The following is an 18,055-nucleotide window of genomic DNA, read 5'->3' on the forward strand; positions in this document are numbered from 1 at the left end:
ACCTCCCGGTTTCTTGCCCCGGGCTGTGGCTTTTCAGCCCTTCAGGCTGAGGTCGAACCACAACACGGCACATAATCGGTCACAGCAATAACCGGTCACGATGTATCGTGACCCTACCACCGCCTCCCTGAAGCCAATCATTGTTCATTTTTCATTTCTAATTGTTCATTGTCCATCGCTTTCATTTTATCACCGCCCCGCCTGCCGCATAACATATTGACTAACCAAATTTTAGCCGAACGTTCAAATCCATATGCTAAACAGACTGAATTTTGTGGTGAACGAAACTTACAATTTGTAACTACCCCTGCTTTTCCCAGCCGTTTTTTGCCCATTTTTTGTCTTTTAGAATAACATAAATTAATTTAGAGATACAGACAGAACAAATCAGAAGCACAACGAATCAATCAGTTACAAAATATCAGTTGAAACCATTGACAGAAATTCATGGAAAATCCATGTACTAATAAACTCAAACTAAAAAATCATTTATCATGTCTTCTAACGATCTAATTAAAGTAGTTTTTACTCCCGAAGAACGGGACGCCATTAACCAGTCATTGCAGGCAGTGGCCGATATTATTAACGCCAAAGCGCCGGTATTGTCGAACGACGACCGCCGTAAATACGGCTCGGTAGCCGACCGGAACAAGTTGGTGATTAATAAAGCGAAGACATACCTTGGGCAGTTCCCGCAGTTTAAGCCGGTGAAACTCGATAATGCCGAATTTACGAACGACTATGAGAGCCGGAGCGACATCGAGACATTTATGATGAACATGGCCGACCTGCAGCGAAAACTGACCGACATCAAAATTCTGCTCGACCACGACAACTACCAGGCGGCCCTGGCATTTTACCGGTCGGTGCGCTACAATGCACAGGAGAAGGTGGCCAGCGCCATTCCCATCTACAACGACCTGAAACAATACTTCACGCATTCCGAATCGAATGCTGAGGAAGAAGAAGCTGAATAATGGCTGACCATCCCCACCCTGTTAGGTTTCGAAACCCTGGCAGGGTTTTTTCGTTCATCGAAATTCATCTTTCCCAATGTCTTTAGGCAGTTCGGCAACCTCACCAGGGGGGTGGCATAACCCCGTTTACCCCGTCCGGGTACCCCATCGACGGGGTGAATTATAGCGTCGGCGGGGTCCTTCCACCGCGCGAAGGGGGTGGTTGCACCCCGTGAACGGGGTGATGGTACCGGGTTGACGGGGTGTTTTACTGCGTGAAAGGGGTGTTGCTACCCCAACGAAGCAGTGCCTCAACCCCGTGAGCGGGGTTATTTACCGCGCCGACGGGGTAAGTTAGAGCATGGACGGGATAAGTTACACCCCTACTCAACGTAATTTACAACGCTCACGCAGTAATACTGACGGGCAACCATGTACCACAGAGCGGCGACGGAGTTCGGCAGAGCGTGCAGGGTTGCAATTGCCCCCATGGACGGTGTAATTTACCAAACCGACGCAGTAATTTTGATGGAACCATGGTGTAATGCAGAACGGTGAGGGAGAAAGTTGAAGCGTGGGCGGGAAAGAGAATTAGGATGATTGGAGGAATTGGGGCGGACAGTTAACAACTGTAATATTAAATCGATGAAAACTAACTAAGTAATTAAGTCATAATGAAAGATAATATTTGTAAGAAAGAACATCGCAACGATAACCAGTTTGCAGACCTTCCTGAGGACCAAGGAGGAGTAGGAAGGCATAAATGTGCCGGATGTGCATACGAATTAGGATATCAAGATGGATTAGCAAGAAAACCTTTACGAAGTATTGACTTAGCGAAGCTTCCTGAAAGTCAGGCCAAGGTCGTTAGACATAAAAGCCCCTATGCAGCCTATGCTAAAGGATATTACGACGCTAGTCTTGAAATTGGCTGAAGACATCAAGTCGCGACTCAATGCATTCAGTCAATAGACGAAAAAGAAAGGCTGAATCTAAAAAGATACAACACTATTCTAAAGCCAACCTGCATGAAAATTTTTGGATTCACGATTAAAAAACAAAACCTGTTAGAAGTGATAATAACCATTGTTGCGTTGGGGTACATACTTACCTATCTGGTTTTAAACCGTGACAGACTCATCGAAGGAGCGCTTGATGTATTCAAAGCGTTTTTTTAATTCACCCACCCAGATAATTCGGGGCCTGAAGGGAACCCAAGGCGTCGCCGTTGGGCTGAAATAACCTGTCCCTTCGGGACGAAAATAACTTTACGATATCATCCGGGCTGAAAGCCCAATTCAATTCAGCCCGGTGGCAACGCCCCGGGGTATCAACGATTGTAGGGAAAGCGGTCGCGCGATGATTTCGTTTGAAATACGAAAGAGCTTTCGACCGCAACAGCCCTAACGACCATCGATATTTCCTACCTTTGCTGCCAACAAACCAGGAAACAATGCAATTAATCTATTTTTCACCAACGCACACCACCCGGCAAGTGCTGGAGGGAATTGCCAATGGCCTTAATAGCAACCCGGTCAAACACATCGACCTTACACTCAGCTCTCCTGCATGGGAAGCTGCACCCGATGAAATCACCCTTTTTGGGGTGCCGGTGTATGGCGGTCGCGTGCCTGCCGAAGCAACCCGCCGAATGAAACAAATCAAAGGAAATCAAACACCTGCCGTGGTCGTGGTGGTGTATGGCAACCGCGCTTACGAGGATGCATTGCTCGAACTCCGCGACATCGTAACCGAACAGGGCTTTGTCCCCATCGCTGCTGCTGCCTTCATCGGGGAACATTCGTACACCACCGGCGACTACCCGATTGCTCCCGGCCGGCCGGATACCAACGATTTGCAGAAAGCAGCTGACTTCGGTACAGAAATTAGCGAACTACTACAGGAGGCAAAGACACTTTCCCCGATAGCGGTTCCCGGGAACTTTCCGTACAAACCCCAGGGACAAAAGCCGCCCATCGCACCCGTTACCATTGCCGAGAAATGTGACCAGTGCGGTATTTGTGTGTCCGTCTGCCCCACCGGCGCCATCACACTCTACGACCTCCCCGAAACCGATGCCAGCGCCTGTATTCTCTGCTGTGCCTGCATCAAGGAGTGCCCCACCGGTGCCCGCATAAATGATTCGGGTTTTATCAACGAAAAGAGTCAGTGGCTGGTGGATAACTATTCGGAAAGGAAGGAGCCGGAGGTATTTGTCACAAACCTCTAAAATATAAACCACCCCAAACCCCTAAAGGGGCTTTTAAGACAGTGAGCAATTGCTGCGACAGTGCTTTAGTCATTTGGTTAATTAGAATACCGAAAGTTGCCAATTTACTATTGCCATAATCGAGGAGCCAAGTCCCCTTCAGGGGATTTAGGGGTAATGGTCTGAACCATAATTTCACCCCAGATCTCTGAAGGGGCTTTCGGGACAGTGAGCAGATGTTGAAGCAGTACTTTTCATGGGATGGTTGGCACAAATACCAAAAGTTGCTAATTTGCTATTACCTTAATAGGGGTGAAGACTAGTAAACTAACTAAATCATTTCGCAATGGGTATCAGCAACAAAGTCACCTTGTTTTATAATGCTCCCCCTATCATATTTGAAAGAGCGAAACGGTTACGAGAAAACATGACCGAGGCAGAATTAAAACTGTGGGAGTGCCTTAAAGAGAAGAAATTGCTTAACCTACGATTCAGACCGCAACATCCTATCGATATATTTATTGCTGATTTTTATTGTCATCCACTGAAACTGATTATTGAAATCGATGGAGGAATTCATCTGTCTGAAACGAATAAAGCATATGATATCGGAAGAGAAGCAGAATTGGAAAGATGGGGACTCAAAGTAGTACGCTTTACCAACCAGGAAGTGCTGAATAGTCTGGACCAGGTACTCATGAATCTTGAGAAAATTTGTATAGACAGGCAAAAGGAACTTCAGTAATTCACCCCACCCCGATAATTCGGGGCCTGAAGGGGCTTTGAGGGCAGTGAAAGCTTTAGCTGTGGAGCGTTGAAATTGCCAGAAAAACGAATAATGATGACGTGAAGAAACCTTCATCGAAGAGTTAAGTCCCCTTTAGGGCTCCGATACTTCGGAGTAGGGGTGTAAGATTGAAAGCGAATAACATTCATCTTCATAAACAACAGAGTTTATAAGAAATCGAGGTGTATCAAAAAAAAACCTGACAAGCCACGAAGACTCGTCAGGTTTTTGGAAAGTTACCTTTGGACGAGGTAAATCAATTCTTTATTTCAACGAGGTAAGGCGCTCTTCCAGGAGTTTGATTTTCTCCTCGGCATCGGCCTGCTTTTTGCGCTCGGTGGCTACCACCTGTTCTGGGGCTCCGTTCACAAAGCGCTCGTTGCCCAGCTTCTTCATTACCGAAGTAAGGAAGCCGCGGGTATATTTCAATTCTTCTTCAATCTTGGCTATCTCCTCTTCCACATTCACCAGGTCGCCCAGCGGAATATAGTATTCAGTCGATTTCACACGGAACGACAGCGCGCCGTCGACTTTCTCGTTCACCACCTCCAGCTCGCTGAGGTTCCCCATCTTCCTAAGCACCGCATCGAACACCGGAGAATAACCTTTTTCACCGGGATAAACAGCTACTTTCAGTTCTTCCTTGTTGGCGATATTCTTCTCTTTGCGCACATTCCGAATGCCGGTTACCGCTTCTTCGATATTCACGAACTGCTCTACCAGCGAAGCATCGGCTTCAGCAACCGTTGGCCATTCTGCCATCATGATGGACTCGCCTTCTTTCCGCTCGCCCAGCAACTGCCAGATTTCTTCGGTGATAAACGGCATGAACGGGTGCAACAGGCGCAGCATCTTGTCGAACAACGCTACCAACTCGTCGTAGGTCTGCTTGTCGATGGGCTGCTGATATGCCGGCTTCACGATTTCGAGCAACCAACCCGAGAAGTCGTCGCGCATGGCCGTGTAGATGGTCATGAGTGCATCGCTCAGTCGGTACTTGCTGAAATGATCGTTCATAGTAGCAATCACTTCGTTCAGCTGAGCGTTGAACCAGTCGAGGCCCAGGCGCGCATGCTCCGGTTGTGGCAACGAGGCATCCACTTCCCAGCCATGTACCAGACGGAAAGAGTTCCAGATTTTCGAGCTGAAGTTCCTTCCCTGCTCGGTCAGCGATTCCTCGAAAAGGATATCGTTTCCGGCCGGTGAACAGAGCAACATACCCACACGAACACCGTCGGCGCCGTATTTGGCAATCAGGTCCAGCGGGTCGGGCGAGTTCCCCAACGACTTCGACATCTTGCGGCGCAGCTTGTCGCGCACGATACCGGTGAAATACACATTTTTGAACGGGAAAGTCCCGCGATATTCATATCCGGCAATGATCATACGGGCTACCCAGAAGAAGATAATCTCGGGAGCCGTTACCAAATCGTTCGTCGGGTAATAGTAATTAATCTCTTTGTTATCCGGGTCGCTAATGCCGTCAAACACGGATATTGGCCACAGCCACGATGAAGCCCAGGTATCAAGCACATCCTCGTCCTGATGCAGGTCGTCAATGGTCAAATCCATGCGACCAGTTGTTTCGCGGGCCAATTGCAATGCCTTCTCATCGGTTTCTGCTACCACAAAGCTTCCGTCTGCCAGATAATAAACCGGGATGCGATGTCCCCACCACAGCTGGCGTGAGATACACCAGTCTTTGATGTTCCCCATCCAGTGACGGTACAGGTTTTTGAACTTGGGCGGGAAGAACTGCACATCGTCATTCTCCACAGCGTCTAAAGCCGGTTTGCCCAGCTCTTCCATTTTCAGGAACCACTGTGCCGAGAGCTTCGGTTCAATCACCACGTCAGTACGCTCGGAGTAACCAACCTTGTTGGTGTAGTCTTCGACCTTTACCAGATTGCCGGCATCTTCCAGCATCGGGATAATTTGCTTACGCGCTTCAAAACGGTCGACACCAATCAGGAAGCCGGCTTCTTTGCTCAGCGTTCCGTCATCGTTGAAGGTATCAATCACTTCGAGGTTGTGGCGCAACCCGATTTCATAGTCATTCACATCGTGTGCCGGGGTAATCTTCAAACAGCCGGTACCGAACTCCATATCCACGTATTCGTCCTGGATAATGGGAACACTGCGGTTCACCAGCGGCACCAACACACGTTTTCCGGCGAGGTGTTTGAAACGGCCATCGTTCGGGTTTACACACACCGCCGTATCACCCAGAATGGTTTCCGGACGGGTGGTAGCTACCGTAACGAATTCACCGGGAACATCTTCAATTTTATAGCGAACGTAGTAAAGTTTCGATTGCTCTTCCTTGTGAATTACTTCCTCATCGGAAAGGGCAGTTTTGGCCGACGGGTCCCAGTTGACCATCCGCACTCCGCGGTAGATATAGCCTTTGTTGTACAAGTCGACAAATACCTTGATAACCGACTCCGAACGTTTTTCATCCATGGTAAACGCGGTACGCTCCCAGTCGCACGAAGCGCCCAGCTTTTTCAACTGCTCCAGGATGATGCCGCCATGTTTGTGCGTCCATTCCCAGGCATGTTCCAAAAAAGCGTCCCGAGTAAGGTCATCCTTTTTGATACCTTCTTCGCGTAGCTTGCCCACCACTTTTGCTTCAGTGGCAATGGAAGCATGGTCGGTTCCCGGCACCCAGCAAGCGTTGTAGCCCTGCATCCGTGCACGGCGTACCAAAATATCCTGAATGGTATTGTTCAGCATGTGGCCCATGTGCAACACACCGGTCACGTTTGGCGGCGGGATGACGATGGTGTAAGGCTCCCGCTCATCGGGCTCCGAATGGAAAAAACCTTGTTCCATCCAGTACTGGTACCACTTGTCTTCAACTTCTACAGGATTGTACTTGCTTGGGATTTCCATGGTATATCTTTTCTTTTTTAATGTCTCGTTAATAGTCAACCAGCTTTCGCCGGAAGATGTTCGCAGGGCGAATTCCCTGAATATGATTTTAAAGGGTACAAAAATAGAAAAAACGTCGCTGGTTTCCGTTGGATTCTGAGGGAAATTCAGTGGACAATTGGAAATGAACAAGGAGCAATGAGAAATATCCTGAACCCGGATTTTGGAATGACAATATTTTCAAAACCGAATACTAAGTATCAAACAGTTGATACTCTTTTTAGAAAACATAATTTTTGTTCACCTTACAAAATCGACCATTCACATACCAGATCCGTATGTTCGTCAAAAAGTTTTGAAAATCAGAAAGTAATTTTCTTTCTTAATCCATTAATAGATCAGCACTTATATCCTAACATTTTACCTAACACAACTAACCCATGAAAAATCTACTGGTTTATTATCTGTTCATCCTTTCCCCCTTTGCTTTGATGTTTTGGATGATTGAAAACGAATACAGTCTCGCGTTCGTCATTACTTTATTGTTTTATTCCACTATTTATCGTGGAGTAACCGATTATTTCCGACTAAAGGCTCGTGGATGCATCGGTCTGGAACTCCTGCGGCTTTTCGTTCCGTTCTATGGTCGGCGACGGTTTTTCAGAGACTTGTATTTTCGTTAACGCTTTATAACTAAACACGACTAAACTTTTCTCCTCTCCCATTCCTTTTATAGTTAAAACCAATCTTTTTTAGCTATGCGTAAATGGATTGCCATTACCGGACTTTCGGCTGTCGCCGGATTGTTTTTTCTTTCCGGTTGTACCGGGAAAAAGGAACCACCTTATGCGCCGGTCTCCGGCTTTGAACTCCAGCAATACCTGGGCAAGTGGTACGAAATTGCCCGACTACCCAACCGTTTCGAGAAAGACCTGGTGAATGTAACCGCGACCTATTCCTTGCGGGACGATGGCAAGGTGCGGGTGCAGAACGAAGGAGACAAACCGGACGGAAAACACAAAATGGCCATCGGGAAAGCTAAGCTGGCCGGAAACCCCGGTGAAGGGTACCTGCGGGTATCATTTTTCGGTCCCTTCTATGCCGACTACGTGATTGTGGCGTTGGACAAAGAACATTACCAATATGCGCTGGTCGCCAGTTCCGATAAGTATTTATGGATCTTATCGCGCACACCTCAACTGGATAAAAACCTATACGACAAACTATTGCAAAAAGCACAGCAGTTGGGTTTCGATACCTCGAAGTTGTACGTGGTTCCCCAGAAAGCTACTGAACAACAGGCGGACAAACAGTAATTTGCGAACGATTTTTTGCTTTATTTGTTTACACACCCGGAAGAATTATTCGGGAAGGTTCAAACCTTAATTAAAAACTTTCATTATGAAAAAAAACATGGGAAACACTGACCGGATCATCCGCGTCCTTCTCGCCATTGTATTTGTTGCCCTTTATTATGCGGGCATTATTACCGGAATAATTGGCATTATTCTGCTCATCCTGGCGGCTATCTTTGTGCTCACCAGCCTGGTCAGTTTCTGCCCGCTCTACGCACCTTTCGGCATCAAAACATTCTGTGCGCCGAAAGAGGATGCCCCCAAAGAGTAACGGGAATTCTTTTTCAATACCTTGATGACGACAAAATTTACAGGTTAATATCCACACGGAACAGCCGGCTTCATCGGAATCATTTTCCGAATGAGCCGGTTGTTTTTATTTCAGATGTGTATATTCGCATTAGTAAGTTTCATTTCTGCCGAAAAAAGACCATATGCCTTTTTATTCCATCTTTCGGTTTTTCTATTTACTGGGAACCGTCAATGCACTCTTCTTTGCGTTTCTGATTTTTTCCCGGAGCAACCGGAAACGCTCTGATGTCATTCTGGGAGTCTGGCTGGTATTCCTGTCGTTGCAGCTTGTCATTCCCTTTATTTACATGAGCAACATCAAAGCGTTGGGATACATGATTGGTTACGAATCAACGCTACTTGCATTACATCCTATTTTTCTGTACAACTACGCCCTAACGCTGACCAACGAAAAGCGAAAGCTAAAATCCATCCTGCTCAGTTTCATCCCGGCCCTGATGGTTGCTCTCTCCATGGTGGGGTTTGTCGAAATGTCTTCTACTGAGAAGTTCAACATGGTGACCAAAGAAACACTACCGCCGTTAAGTGTGTTCCCTTCTTTTATTCTGTCAATGACAGTTATCGTCTGGTTTATGGTAGCAGCCTTCAGGGTACTGAAAAAACACAAAAAACAAATTCTACAGGTTTACTCCTACCGGGATGACGTTGATCTACTCTGGCTCCGACGACTGACCGTTTCCTTTGCCATTATTCTGGCATCTGACCTGGCATTGGGCATCCTTTTCATTTTCATTAATGTTCCAATGCCTTTTGCCGATTTCTTTTTCTATACGATGCTGACCATCTTCATCTTCCTGTTAGGATACTTTGGTTATCAGCAAGGAAATATTTTCAGGTTCGAACCACTTAATATCGCCCGGGAGGCTCACGAGAGTCATGCCAAGGAAGAATCGCATGACCAGAAAGCAGAAATTCCTGTAATCAACGAAGCGGATGCCCAAAAACTGAGTGCGCTGATGAAAGAAGAACAACCATTCCTGGAAAGCTCGCTCACTATTAACGACCTTTCGCGGATGATGGACATGCCGCCCCACCAGTTGTCACGGGTCATCAACCGCCATTTCGGAAAGAATTTCTTCGAGTATGTGAACCAGTATCGTATCGAATATTTCAAACGGTTGGCCGTCGATCCCAAATACCAGCACTACTCACTGCTTGGCTTGGGGCTGGAATGCGGGTTCAATTCCAAGTCATCTTTCAACCGGGTTTTCAAAGAGCATACGGGACTCACACCAGGTGCTGTGCGAAAACAAGCCGAAGCAGAAACCGTGTCTCAATAAACTGGGACTTCACTTCCTCGCTCTTCTCTTTATCAGCACCTTCCAGCACGTCTCATCCCGGCTCATGTCCCGATTTCGGAATATGAGACGCTCACTCTACGCTCGCATGGTAGTTTTGTTTCATCAGTTTTCAGCAAACAAAAACACCCATGAAATCCGAAACATTAACGAAAGAAAAAATAGTCGTCACTCATACGACAGATGCCGATAGGAAAGCTATCAAAAAACTCTACCACGATAAATATTCCGACGGCATTGTCCCTGAATTGAGCGAAGAATTATTCCCCGGCGAACTTTCCTTCATCTCGCGCTCCGATGGAGAAGTTAACGGACATCTTCAACTTATTCCCCTGCAGGAAACCGGGAAACAATTATCAAATGTTCTGCTAATCGGTCACATGGTTCTTCCCGTAGGGAAAGAAGGTAAGGCTTTGCTACAGGAAGCTTCAATGTGCGCATGGGAACTGGGCTACAAAGCTATCGTCACTTTTGAAGACCAGGGAGAACTAATGGAAGCCGGCTTTTATGAATTTGACTCCCCTGTTTTCAGTAACCTAAATGATAATACGCCGGTGTATGGTTATGATCTTTCCTGGAAAGGAACGGAAAAGATTGAAAGAAACCTGGTGTTCCCGCATGTGCGGTTTTATCTGTCGCTACGCAGCCAGTCGTAAAAAAAGCCTGACAACGTGGCCAGGCTTTTCTCATCAATTAACTTCACTATCTATAACGGAATGTTTCCGTGCTTTTTGGGCGGATTGGTTTCGCTCTTGTTTTTGGTCATCTCCAATGCCATAATCACCTTCTTACGGGTGTCTTTCGGCATGATGATCTCATCGATATAACCGAGCTCGGCTGCACGATACGGATTAGCGAAATTGTCACGGTAGTCATCTACGCGCTTCGCTTTCGACTCATCATCCTTATCATTCCGGAAAATGATATTCACGGCACCTTCCGGTCCCATTACCGCAATCTCGGCAGTAGGCCATGCCATGTTCATGTCAGCAGCCAAATGCTTGCTGGCCATCACATCGTAAGCACCTCCATAAGCTTTCCGGGTAATTACCGTAATTTTTGGAACAGTAGCCTCAGCATAGGCATACAGCAACTTGGCTCCGTGACGAATGATACCGCCAAACTCCTGGGTTGTTCCCGGAAGGAATCCCGGCACATCCACGAAAGTAACCAACGGAATATTGAACGAGTCGCAGAAACGAACAAAACGGGCACCTTTCACCGACGAATCAATGTCCAGCACTCCTGCGAGGTGATCGGGCTGATTAGCCACAACGCCTACCGTACGTCCACCCATGCGGGCAAATCCGACTGTAATGTTCTGCGCAAAATGTGGCATCACTTCGAAGAAGTGGTTATCGTCGACAACCGAACGAATAATAGTGTGCATATCGTACGGCTTGTTCGGATCCGGCGGAACAATAGTCTGCAACTGCTCGTCCTCCCGCTCTACATCGTCGGTACACGGGATGACCGGCGGATCTTCCATGTTATTTGATGGCAGATAACTCAGCAATTCCCGAATCATCATCAGGGTTTGCTCGTCATCTTGTCCGAGGAAATGAGCCACACCACTTTTTGCGTTGTGCGTCATTGCACCACCGAGCTGCTCTTTGGTCACCTCTTCATGAGTCACGGTTTTCACCACTTCCGGTCCGGTTACGAACATGTAACTGGTATCCTTTACCATGAAGATAAAATCGGTCAGTGCGGGTGAATATACAGCCCCTCCGGCACATGGTCCCATGATGGATGAAATCTGCGGAACAACACCCGAAGCTTTTACGTTCAACCAGAAAATATCCGCATAACCAGCCAGGCTTCGTACACCTTCCTGAATACGGGCACCCCCCGAGTCGTTCAACCCGATGATTGGAGCTCCCATTTTCATCGCCAGTTGCGTTACCTTGACGATTTTATCGGCATTGGTCCGACTCAGCGAACCACCAAAAACGGTGAAATCCTGCGCAAATACATACACCAGACGTCCGTCTACTTTTCCGTAACCAGACACTACACCATCACCCGGGATTTTATTCTCATCCATCCCAAAATTGGTGCAGCTGTGTGTGACTATTTTATCCAGTTCGACAAATGTTCCTTTGTCGAGAAAAACATCAATACGTTCACGGGCGGTCAGTTTCCCGCCGTCGTGCTGTTTGGCAATTCGAGCCTCGCCACCACCGGCTTCGGCCGCTTTGTTTTTATCTTCAAAAATCCGGTACTTATCTTCAAGTTTCTGCATGAAATCTCTATTTAAAGGTCAATCTTCAAGGGATTCCAATTCAACCAGCGGTTGATGCCCCTCGATGGTGTCCCCTTCGTTTACCAAAATCTTTTTCACGGTTCCATGGAAAGCACTCTTGTATTCGCTTTCCATTTTCATGGCCGATATGGTGATGACCGTTTGGCCAGCTTCCACTTCTTCCCCTTCTTTCACAGGAATACGAACCACTTTCCCAGGCATGGGGGTGGTAATCACATTACCGGCTGATGCCAGATCACCTTTCGTATTGTTTCTGTAACGGGTGAGCGCATCAATCACCTCTACCTCGTACTGACTGGTAAGGGTTTTTACGCTGTAGTGGTTGGCTTTGCCTACCTCGATCATTTCCATGTTGGTCGACTTGCCGTTGTGAAGCACGGAATAAATCCCCGGCTCAACACGAACCACGTCAAATTCATATTCGCGACCGTCGATGAGTGCCCGGTATTTGGAGCCTTCCTTACCCAGCAGCTCTACGTTCGCTGTACGCGAATTGATTCTTACTTCGTTCTGCATAATTCAATGGTTGATTAAAGTCGGAGTACACTTTTACGTCGTGCAAATTCTTTCCAGGGAGATGATTCATTTTTACCGTTTTCGGTCGGTTCCGAAACCAGTTTCTTCATCTTCTCGGTGTAGTCGAGATAGGCAATAAATAGTGCCATATCCTCACACTCCTGGTTACAATCGGATGGTATCTCCATTACCTCCGGATTCTTCTCGATGAAATGAGTGTCGTAATTACCGGACGCAAAATCTTCCGCTTCCATAATTCTTTTCAGGAATGGAATGGTGTTTTTCACACCGCTGATTTTGTATTCGTACAACGCCCTTTTCATCCGTTCGATAGCCTCGCCGCGGGTTTGCGCCCACACGATCAGCTTGGAGATCATCGGATCGTAATAAATCGGGATTTCATAACCTTCGTACACATAACCATCGGTACGTACGCCCAATCCAAGCGGTTCAGTGATGTGCTTAATCAGACCAGGACTCGGCATGAAGTTATTCTTCGGATCTTCTGCATAAATCCGGCATTCGATGGCATGTCCGGTTTGGGTAAGTTCTTCCTGTTTGAAAGGCAGCTCTTCGCCATTGGCGACCATAATCTGCACTTTCACCAGGTCAACACCGGTTACCCTTTCGGTAATGGGATGTTCTACCTGCAAACGGGTATTCATTTCCAGGAAATAGAAATTATGGTCGTTATCGACCAAAAACTCTACCGTACCGGCTCCTACGTAATTCACCGACTGGGCTGCGGCAACAGCCTGTTCACCCATTTGGGCACGCAATTCAGGTGTCATCAATGGCGACGGTGTTTCTTCAATTACTTTCTGGTGACGGCGCTGTACGGAACATTCGCGCTCGAAAAGATGAACGGTATTGCCGTGTTCATCAGCCATCACCTGGAACTCGATATGGTGAGGCGACTCGATGTATTTTTCCATATACACCACGTCGTTGCCAAAGGCGCTGCCGGCTTCGGAACGAGCCCGCCGGTAGGAACTTACCAGTTCACTTTCCTCCCTTACGAGGCGCATACCTTTACCACCACCGCCAGCCGATGCTTTGATCATGATTGGATATCCAATCGAATCTGCTGTCTCTTTTAATTTGTCTTCGTCTTCAATAAGATCACGGGTTCCGGGAACAACCGAAACGCCCGCGTCCATCATGATTTTCCGTGCAGTCAGCTTATCGCCCATTGCCAAAATGGCGTCCGGAGAAGGACCGATAAAAATCAGCCCGGCTTCTGCTACCCGACGTGCAAACTCCGCATTCTCGGAAAGAAATCCGTAACCCGGATGAATTGCGTCGGCTCCTGATTTCACTGCCGCATCCATAATCTTGTCGATGTTCAAATAACTCTCAGACGATGGAGACGGTCCGATAAAACAGGCCTCGTCGGCATAACGAACATGCATGGCACTGCGGTCGGCCTCTGAAAATACTGCCACACTCTGAATTCCCATCTCGCGACAGGAACGCATCACCCGCACCGCAATTTCACCACGGTTCGCAACCAAAATTTTTCGGATCATAAGAACTTTTGATTATTAAATTCGGACTAAATTATAGTTTGCCATTGAGTTTTCAAAATATGTTAATAAATTAATATTTTCGAACATTTTGTTATAAAATCTGAATTTCGTATTGACAAACCTTCAGGGTTAACAATCAAAACCGAAAAATGCTTAAAAGAATTTTTCCGGCATAAACGAAAAAACCCCACAGATTACTCTGCGGGGTTCAGGCTATGTTAAATTCAGTCTATTTTAAAACAAAGGAGTTTTCTTGTACATCATCGGAGTTGGTTCCAACAAATACTTTGAATTCTCCGGGTTCTGCTTTTTTCTTCAAATCGGCTCCGTAGAAAGCCAAATCATCGGGCGTTAACGTAAATGTGACCTTCTGCGATTCACCCGGTTTCAGTGAAATCTTCCGGAACCCTTTGAGTTCTTTTACCGGACGCGATACACTACCCACCAGGTCGCGGATATACAATTGTACAACTTCTTCACCGGCTACTTTTCCGGTATTCTGCACATTCACCGAAACATCCAGTTTTCCGTTCATGCTCATTTCGTGCGAGCTGAGCTCAACCGGCGAATACTTAAATGTAGTGTAACTCAAACCGTAACCAAACGGAAACAGCGGAGTTTTCTTTTGATCGGTATAATGTGACCAGAAGACAGTTCCTGTCGGATCGGGACGGCCTGTACTTTTGTGATTATAATAAATAGGTAATTGTCCAACGGCACGCGGGAATGAAACCGGCAATTTTCCGGAAGGATTGTAATCACCGAACAATACATCAGCAATAGCGTTTCCGGCTTCGGACCCAAGATGCCAGGCCTCTACAATAGCCGGAACGTGTTCCGCCATCCAGTCAATGACCAGCGGGCGACCATTGGTGAGAACGACAACCACATTGGGGTTCGCAGCGTAAATCGCTTTCATCAGCTGTTCCTGCAAGCCTTTCATCCTAATTTCCGTCTGACTGCGTCCTTCACCGGTTTGAAAACAATTTTCGCCAACAGCCAAAACAACCACATCCGCTTTTTTTGCTATCTGACGAGCAGCATCAAATCCGGAACTATCAGTGGTATTGAATTTCAACTCCTTGGTAAAACTGGGCTGACCAATGGTTAACGGAGCACCTTCGGCATAAAGTATTTTATTGGGATCAGCAACCGCTCCTTTTACTCCTTCAAGCAATGATACCGCAGAACCGGTAATCGCCTGAGCTCTCCAACTTCCCAGGGGAGAATCCTTATCAGCTGCCAACGGACCAATCACCGCAATGGTTTGCCCTTCTTTTTTCAGCGGAAGCAGATGCTCATCGTTTTTCAACAGAACAATGGAATGACGGGCAACTTTCCGGGCTGCCGCCAGATGTTCCGGAGTAAGAATTTCGGTTTTCTCCCGATTCTCGTTACTATACTTATATGGATCGTCGAATAGACCCAATTCGAATTTCACGCGCAGAATGCGACGAACAGCATCATCAATCAGCGATTCGTCCACTTTTCCTTCCTCTACTAACTTCTTCAAAGAAGTGATGTAGCAGTGACCTTCCATGTCCATATCGCTACCGGCTTTGATGGCCAGCTCGGCTGCTTGCGCAGAATCGGCAGCTACACCGTGAGGAATCAATTCGCCGATGGAATTCCAGTCAGAAACCACAAAACCTTTGAATCCCCACTGTCCTTTCAGGATATCGCGCTGCAAATGAGCACTGGCAGTCGCTGGTGTTCCGCCAATTTCGTTGAAAGAGTTCATCACGGTAGCGACACCGGCCTTAACAGCTGCTTCGAATGGTGGAAGCACCGTGTTGCGCAGCGTATGCTCGCTGATGTCGACTGTATTGTAATCACGGCCCGACTCTACAAATCCATAAGCGGCGAAGTGCTTGGCACAGGCGGCCACGGTATTGTCGCTCGACAAGTCGTCGCCCTGGAAACCATGAACACGGGCAGCAGCAAATTTTGCTCCCAGATACGGATCTTCGCCCGAACCTTCCATCACGCGGCCCCAGCGTGCATCACGACTGATGTCCATCATCGGGGCAAACGTCCACTGTAAACCGGAAGCCGATGCCTCAACTGCAGCTACATGAGCAGAAAGTTTTGCCAGTTCGGGTTCCCAACTGGCTGCTTCGCCCAACGGAATCGGGAACATGGTTTTAAACCCGTGAATCACGTCGTAACCGAAAATCAGGGGAATGTGCAACCGGGAGTTTTTCACCGCCAGCTCCTGTGTTTTCCGGGTAGCTTCGGCCCCTACAACATTCAACATCGAACCAACGGCACCGGATTTAATTTCCTCTAACTGATGCTGTGCCGATGCTCTCTGCGGTGCGGGCCCGGTCATTTCCCATTGGCTGGTGTACTGATTTAACTGACCAATTTTTTCGTCCAGTGTCATTTTACTGAGAAGATCATTTACTTTCTTCTCAATGACTTCATCATTTGCTTTTGGCTTCAATGCGTACAAATTATTGCCCAAGGTTAGAAATACAAATAGCAGAATCGCAGACAATTTCATGTGTTTTGTTTTTAATTGTTCAATTACCACATGGAACTAGCCACGACCATCCTGCTCCGATAGGAAAAGTTGATTCTCAGGGCTCGTTTCATGTTAATTTGCTTTAGTTGTGTTATATCTGACAAGTTGAATCAACCAAATTGATCCGAAACAAAGGAACGACTTTTCTGTAAAAAACAGAAGTAATTGTACGGAAAACAATATCGATTTTTTGAACGAAAAATACACATGGTTCAATCCTCTTTTCTCGAAGGAATAAGAAAGGAAAAAAAATCACCGACACGGATCGGTATTAAAATACCAGCTTAAACGATATTTAATCGTACATCGTCAGCCTGGTACCCAACAATTTTTTAATGTTCGAATTCAATGGTGGTATCCGTTTATCCAAATGCTTCCAATATTCAGTTGTATAGGCGTAAGATGAAGGTAATCCCCAACCTGAAGAAGTCCTCTCTTTTTGCATTACTGATTTGGGGATATAATAGCTCTTCAAAACATAAAATTCACTAACTCTTTGAATATTTTTGAATCTCTTCTCATTTTTCTGCTTGAAAAAGTATTGATAATACTTTCGCCAGCTTTCCAAATTTGCTTTCGACGCCATTGACCGACTTTTGGCCAGGTATGTTTCGGTCACGTTGTGATGTGCGATCCTAACCTGGTACCCAAATAAACTTCTTTCTTTGACTTTGGCAGGGGCAATCCAGTCGATACTCATTTGTACCTGTTTTTGTGCCTCGTTTGTCCTAATGAGCCCGACCACTGCGTTCTCCTTCATAATAAAGGTTTTTCCAAGACTATCGGTAGTCATGTAGTCTTTATCAAATTGCCCGGGAATTGTTTGGGATTCGATGTAGGGAACACTTAACCCTCCCTCAGACAGGGTTACTGTGTGTTTTTGGATAGCATCAACTACTTTTTGATTTCTGAACGAACGATAGGCGTCTTTCTGACATTTGAACCGTTTGCCATCATTCCATATAAAATATCTCACCATCCCATCGGCAAAATATTCCGGAACACTGTCCTTTAGCTGGTAACTCCGGAAATACCCTTCGAGTACCAACACCATCTTCTCTTTCTTATTCGTTACCGTAATCTCAGGAATTCTTACCTCGCGGGAAACCAAATAAACATTGCCGGCACGTTTCATGTCTTTCCAAATCATCATCCGATTTCCGTAACTAATATGCTGTACAACCAGCGAGTCGCTGTTTTTCGCAAAACGATTGACCAACGTCGTATCTATCATCCCTTCGGTATTGGAGGTACCTACCAACCGTCCGGCAGGAGCGATGAACTGAGCAAAAGGAATGGGAGACTGGTCTTTTTCGTCCATAACACGAATTTGTGCGTAGGATGAAGACGCCAGAAATAAAAGCAAGATGAAGATGGTGAGTTTTTCTCGATAGTTCATATGAGTAAAATAAAGGGACAAACGTTA

General features: G+C 46.6%; 17 protein-coding genes. 10 read left to right on the plus strand and 7 right to left on the minus strand.

The window, feature by feature from the left end; all coding sequences use genetic code 11:
- Nucleotides 1-137: 137 nt before the first annotated feature.
- Nucleotides 138-335: a hypothetical protein gene (locus GJU87_RS16280; RefSeq protein WP_153640452.1), complete on the minus strand. Its 198-nt coding sequence runs from the start codon at nt 333-335 to the stop codon at nt 138-140.
- Nucleotides 336-494: 159 nt separating this feature from the next.
- Between GJU87_RS16280 and GJU87_RS16285 the strand changes: the two genes are divergently transcribed.
- The 5 genes from GJU87_RS16285 to GJU87_RS16305 all read left to right on the plus strand — a co-directional run bounded on the left by GJU87_RS16285 (nt 495) and on the right by GJU87_RS16305 (nt 3,910).
- Nucleotides 495-977, plus strand: a complete 483-nt coding sequence (locus GJU87_RS16285; protein WP_153640453.1) for a hypothetical protein — start codon at nt 495-497, stop codon at nt 975-977.
- 653 nt (nt 978-1,630) lie between these two features.
- Nucleotides 1,631-1,891 carry a hypothetical protein gene (locus GJU87_RS16290; RefSeq protein WP_153640454.1) on the plus strand — a complete coding sequence of 87 codons (261 nt, stop codon included), beginning with the start codon at nt 1,631-1,633 and terminating at the stop codon, nt 1,889-1,891.
- A 93-nt stretch (nt 1,892-1,984) separates the two neighbouring features.
- Nucleotides 1,985-2,134 carry a hypothetical protein gene (locus GJU87_RS16295; protein WP_153640455.1) on the plus strand — a complete coding sequence of 50 codons (150 nt, stop codon included), beginning with the start codon at nt 1,985-1,987 and terminating at the stop codon, nt 2,132-2,134.
- A gap of 275 nt (nt 2,135-2,409) precedes the next feature.
- Nucleotides 2,410-3,186 (plus strand): 4Fe-4S binding protein, encoded by a 777-nt coding sequence (locus tag GJU87_RS16300; protein WP_153640456.1) that lies wholly within the window; start codon nt 2,410-2,412, stop codon nt 3,184-3,186.
- Between the two features lie 325 nt (nt 3,187-3,511).
- Complete coding sequence (locus GJU87_RS16305) at nt 3,512-3,910, plus strand: endonuclease domain-containing protein (protein WP_153640457.1); 399 nt, start codon at nt 3,512-3,514, stop codon at nt 3,908-3,910.
- A gap of 306 nt (nt 3,911-4,216) precedes the next feature.
- On the opposite strand, the gene GJU87_RS16310 is transcribed toward GJU87_RS16305, so the two are convergent.
- Complete coding sequence (locus GJU87_RS16310) at nt 4,217-6,847, minus strand: valine--tRNA ligase (RefSeq protein ID WP_153640458.1); 2,631 nt, start codon at nt 6,845-6,847, stop codon at nt 4,217-4,219.
- Between the two features lie 419 nt (nt 6,848-7,266).
- Here GJU87_RS16310 and GJU87_RS16315 point away from each other — a divergent pair, with 419 nt between their 5' ends.
- The 5 genes from GJU87_RS16315 (at nt 7,267) to GJU87_RS16335 (ending at nt 10,447) form a co-directional block, all read left to right on the plus strand.
- The gene (locus GJU87_RS16315) at nt 7,267-7,509 is read left to right on the plus strand and encodes a hypothetical protein (protein WP_153640459.1); all 243 of its coding nucleotides are present in this window, start codon (nt 7,267-7,269) and stop codon (nt 7,507-7,509) included.
- 75 nt (nt 7,510-7,584) lie between these two features.
- On the plus strand, nt 7,585-8,142 hold the full coding sequence (locus GJU87_RS16320; protein ID WP_153640460.1) for a lipocalin family protein: 558 nt from the start codon (nt 7,585-7,587) through the stop codon (nt 8,140-8,142).
- Nucleotides 8,143-8,227: 85 nt separating this feature from the next.
- Nucleotides 8,228-8,452, plus strand: a complete 225-nt coding sequence (locus GJU87_RS16325) for a DUF2892 domain-containing protein (protein ID WP_153640461.1) — start codon at nt 8,228-8,230, stop codon at nt 8,450-8,452.
- A gap of 163 nt (nt 8,453-8,615) precedes the next feature.
- Entirely contained in the window at nt 8,616-9,773 is a 1,158-nt protein-coding gene (locus GJU87_RS16330; protein WP_153640462.1) for an AraC family transcriptional regulator, read from the plus strand.
- 149 nt (nt 9,774-9,922) lie between these two features.
- Nucleotides 9,923-10,447 (plus strand): GNAT family N-acetyltransferase, encoded by a 525-nt coding sequence (locus GJU87_RS16335; RefSeq protein ID WP_153640463.1) that lies wholly within the window; start codon nt 9,923-9,925, stop codon nt 10,445-10,447.
- Nucleotides 10,448-10,497: 50 nt separating this feature from the next.
- Here GJU87_RS16335 and GJU87_RS16340 read toward each other — a convergent pair whose 3' ends face one another.
- The 5 genes from GJU87_RS16340 to GJU87_RS16360 all read right to left on the minus strand — a co-directional run bounded on the left by GJU87_RS16340 (nt 10,498) and on the right by GJU87_RS16360 (nt 18,028).
- Complete coding sequence (locus GJU87_RS16340) at nt 10,498-12,036, minus strand: acyl-CoA carboxylase subunit beta (protein ID WP_153640464.1); 1,539 nt, start codon at nt 12,034-12,036, stop codon at nt 10,498-10,500.
- Nucleotides 12,037-12,054: 18 nt separating this feature from the next.
- Nucleotides 12,055-12,573: a biotin/lipoyl-containing protein gene (locus GJU87_RS16345; RefSeq protein ID WP_153640465.1), complete on the minus strand. Its 519-nt coding sequence runs from the start codon at nt 12,571-12,573 to the stop codon at nt 12,055-12,057.
- Nucleotides 12,574-12,587: 14 nt separating this feature from the next.
- Nucleotides 12,588-14,102 (minus strand): acetyl-CoA carboxylase biotin carboxylase subunit, encoded by a 1,515-nt coding sequence (gene accC, locus GJU87_RS16350; RefSeq protein WP_153640466.1) that lies wholly within the window; start codon nt 14,100-14,102, stop codon nt 12,588-12,590.
- A gap of 229 nt (nt 14,103-14,331) precedes the next feature.
- Complete coding sequence (gene bglX / locus GJU87_RS16355) at nt 14,332-16,608, minus strand: beta-glucosidase BglX (RefSeq protein WP_153640467.1); 2,277 nt, start codon at nt 16,606-16,608, stop codon at nt 14,332-14,334.
- A gap of 316 nt (nt 16,609-16,924) precedes the next feature.
- On the minus strand, nt 16,925-18,028 hold the full coding sequence (locus GJU87_RS16360; protein ID WP_153640468.1) for a hypothetical protein: 1,104 nt from the start codon (nt 18,026-18,028) through the stop codon (nt 16,925-16,927).
- Nucleotides 18,029-18,055 lie beyond the last annotated feature (27 nt).

It is taken from the genome of Prolixibacter sp. NT017, from assembly GCF_009617875.1.
GTDB lineage: Bacteria > Bacteroidota > Bacteroidia > Bacteroidales > Prolixibacteraceae > Prolixibacter.

What these genes read in the sequence shown, in the direction of transcription:
- GJU87_RS16280 (WP_153640452.1), bottom strand. Translation starts at nt 335, where the DNA reads ATGGGCAAAAAACGGCTGGGAAAAGCAGGGGTAGTTACAAATTGTAAG.
- GJU87_RS16285 (WP_153640453.1), top strand. Translation starts at nt 495, where the DNA reads ATGTCTTCTAACGATCTAATTAAAGTAGTTTTTACTCCCGAAGAACGG.
- GJU87_RS16290 (WP_153640454.1), top strand. Translation starts at nt 1,631, where the DNA reads ATGAAAGATAATATTTGTAAGAAAGAACATCGCAACGATAACCAGTTT.
- GJU87_RS16295 (WP_153640455.1), top strand. Translation starts at nt 1,985, where the DNA reads ATGAAAATTTTTGGATTCACGATTAAAAAACAAAACCTGTTAGAAGTG.
- GJU87_RS16300 (WP_153640456.1), top strand. Translation starts at nt 2,410, where the DNA reads ATGCAATTAATCTATTTTTCACCAACGCACACCACCCGGCAAGTGCTG.
- GJU87_RS16305 (WP_153640457.1), top strand. Translation starts at nt 3,512, where the DNA reads ATGGGTATCAGCAACAAAGTCACCTTGTTTTATAATGCTCCCCCTATC.
- GJU87_RS16310 (WP_153640458.1), bottom strand. Translation starts at nt 6,847, where the DNA reads ATGGAAATCCCAAGCAAGTACAATCCTGTAGAAGTTGAAGACAAGTGG.
- GJU87_RS16315 (WP_153640459.1), top strand. Translation starts at nt 7,267, where the DNA reads ATGAAAAATCTACTGGTTTATTATCTGTTCATCCTTTCCCCCTTTGCT.
- GJU87_RS16320 (WP_153640460.1), top strand. Translation starts at nt 7,585, where the DNA reads ATGCGTAAATGGATTGCCATTACCGGACTTTCGGCTGTCGCCGGATTG.
- GJU87_RS16325 (WP_153640461.1), top strand. Translation starts at nt 8,228, where the DNA reads ATGAAAAAAAACATGGGAAACACTGACCGGATCATCCGCGTCCTTCTC.
- GJU87_RS16330 (WP_153640462.1), top strand. Translation starts at nt 8,616, where the DNA reads ATGCCTTTTTATTCCATCTTTCGGTTTTTCTATTTACTGGGAACCGTC.
- GJU87_RS16335 (WP_153640463.1), top strand. Translation starts at nt 9,923, where the DNA reads ATGAAATCCGAAACATTAACGAAAGAAAAAATAGTCGTCACTCATACG.
- GJU87_RS16340 (WP_153640464.1), bottom strand. Translation starts at nt 12,036, where the DNA reads ATGCAGAAACTTGAAGATAAGTACCGGATTTTTGAAGATAAAAACAAA.
- GJU87_RS16345 (WP_153640465.1), bottom strand. Translation starts at nt 12,573, where the DNA reads ATGCAGAACGAAGTAAGAATCAATTCGCGTACAGCGAACGTAGAGCTG.
- accC (WP_153640466.1), bottom strand. Translation starts at nt 14,102, where the DNA reads ATGATCCGAAAAATTTTGGTTGCGAACCGTGGTGAAATTGCGGTGCGG.
- bglX (WP_153640467.1), bottom strand. Translation starts at nt 16,608, where the DNA reads ATGAAATTGTCTGCGATTCTGCTATTTGTATTTCTAACCTTGGGCAAT.
- GJU87_RS16360 (WP_153640468.1), bottom strand. Translation starts at nt 18,028, where the DNA reads ATGAACTATCGAGAAAAACTCACCATCTTCATCTTGCTTTTATTTCTG.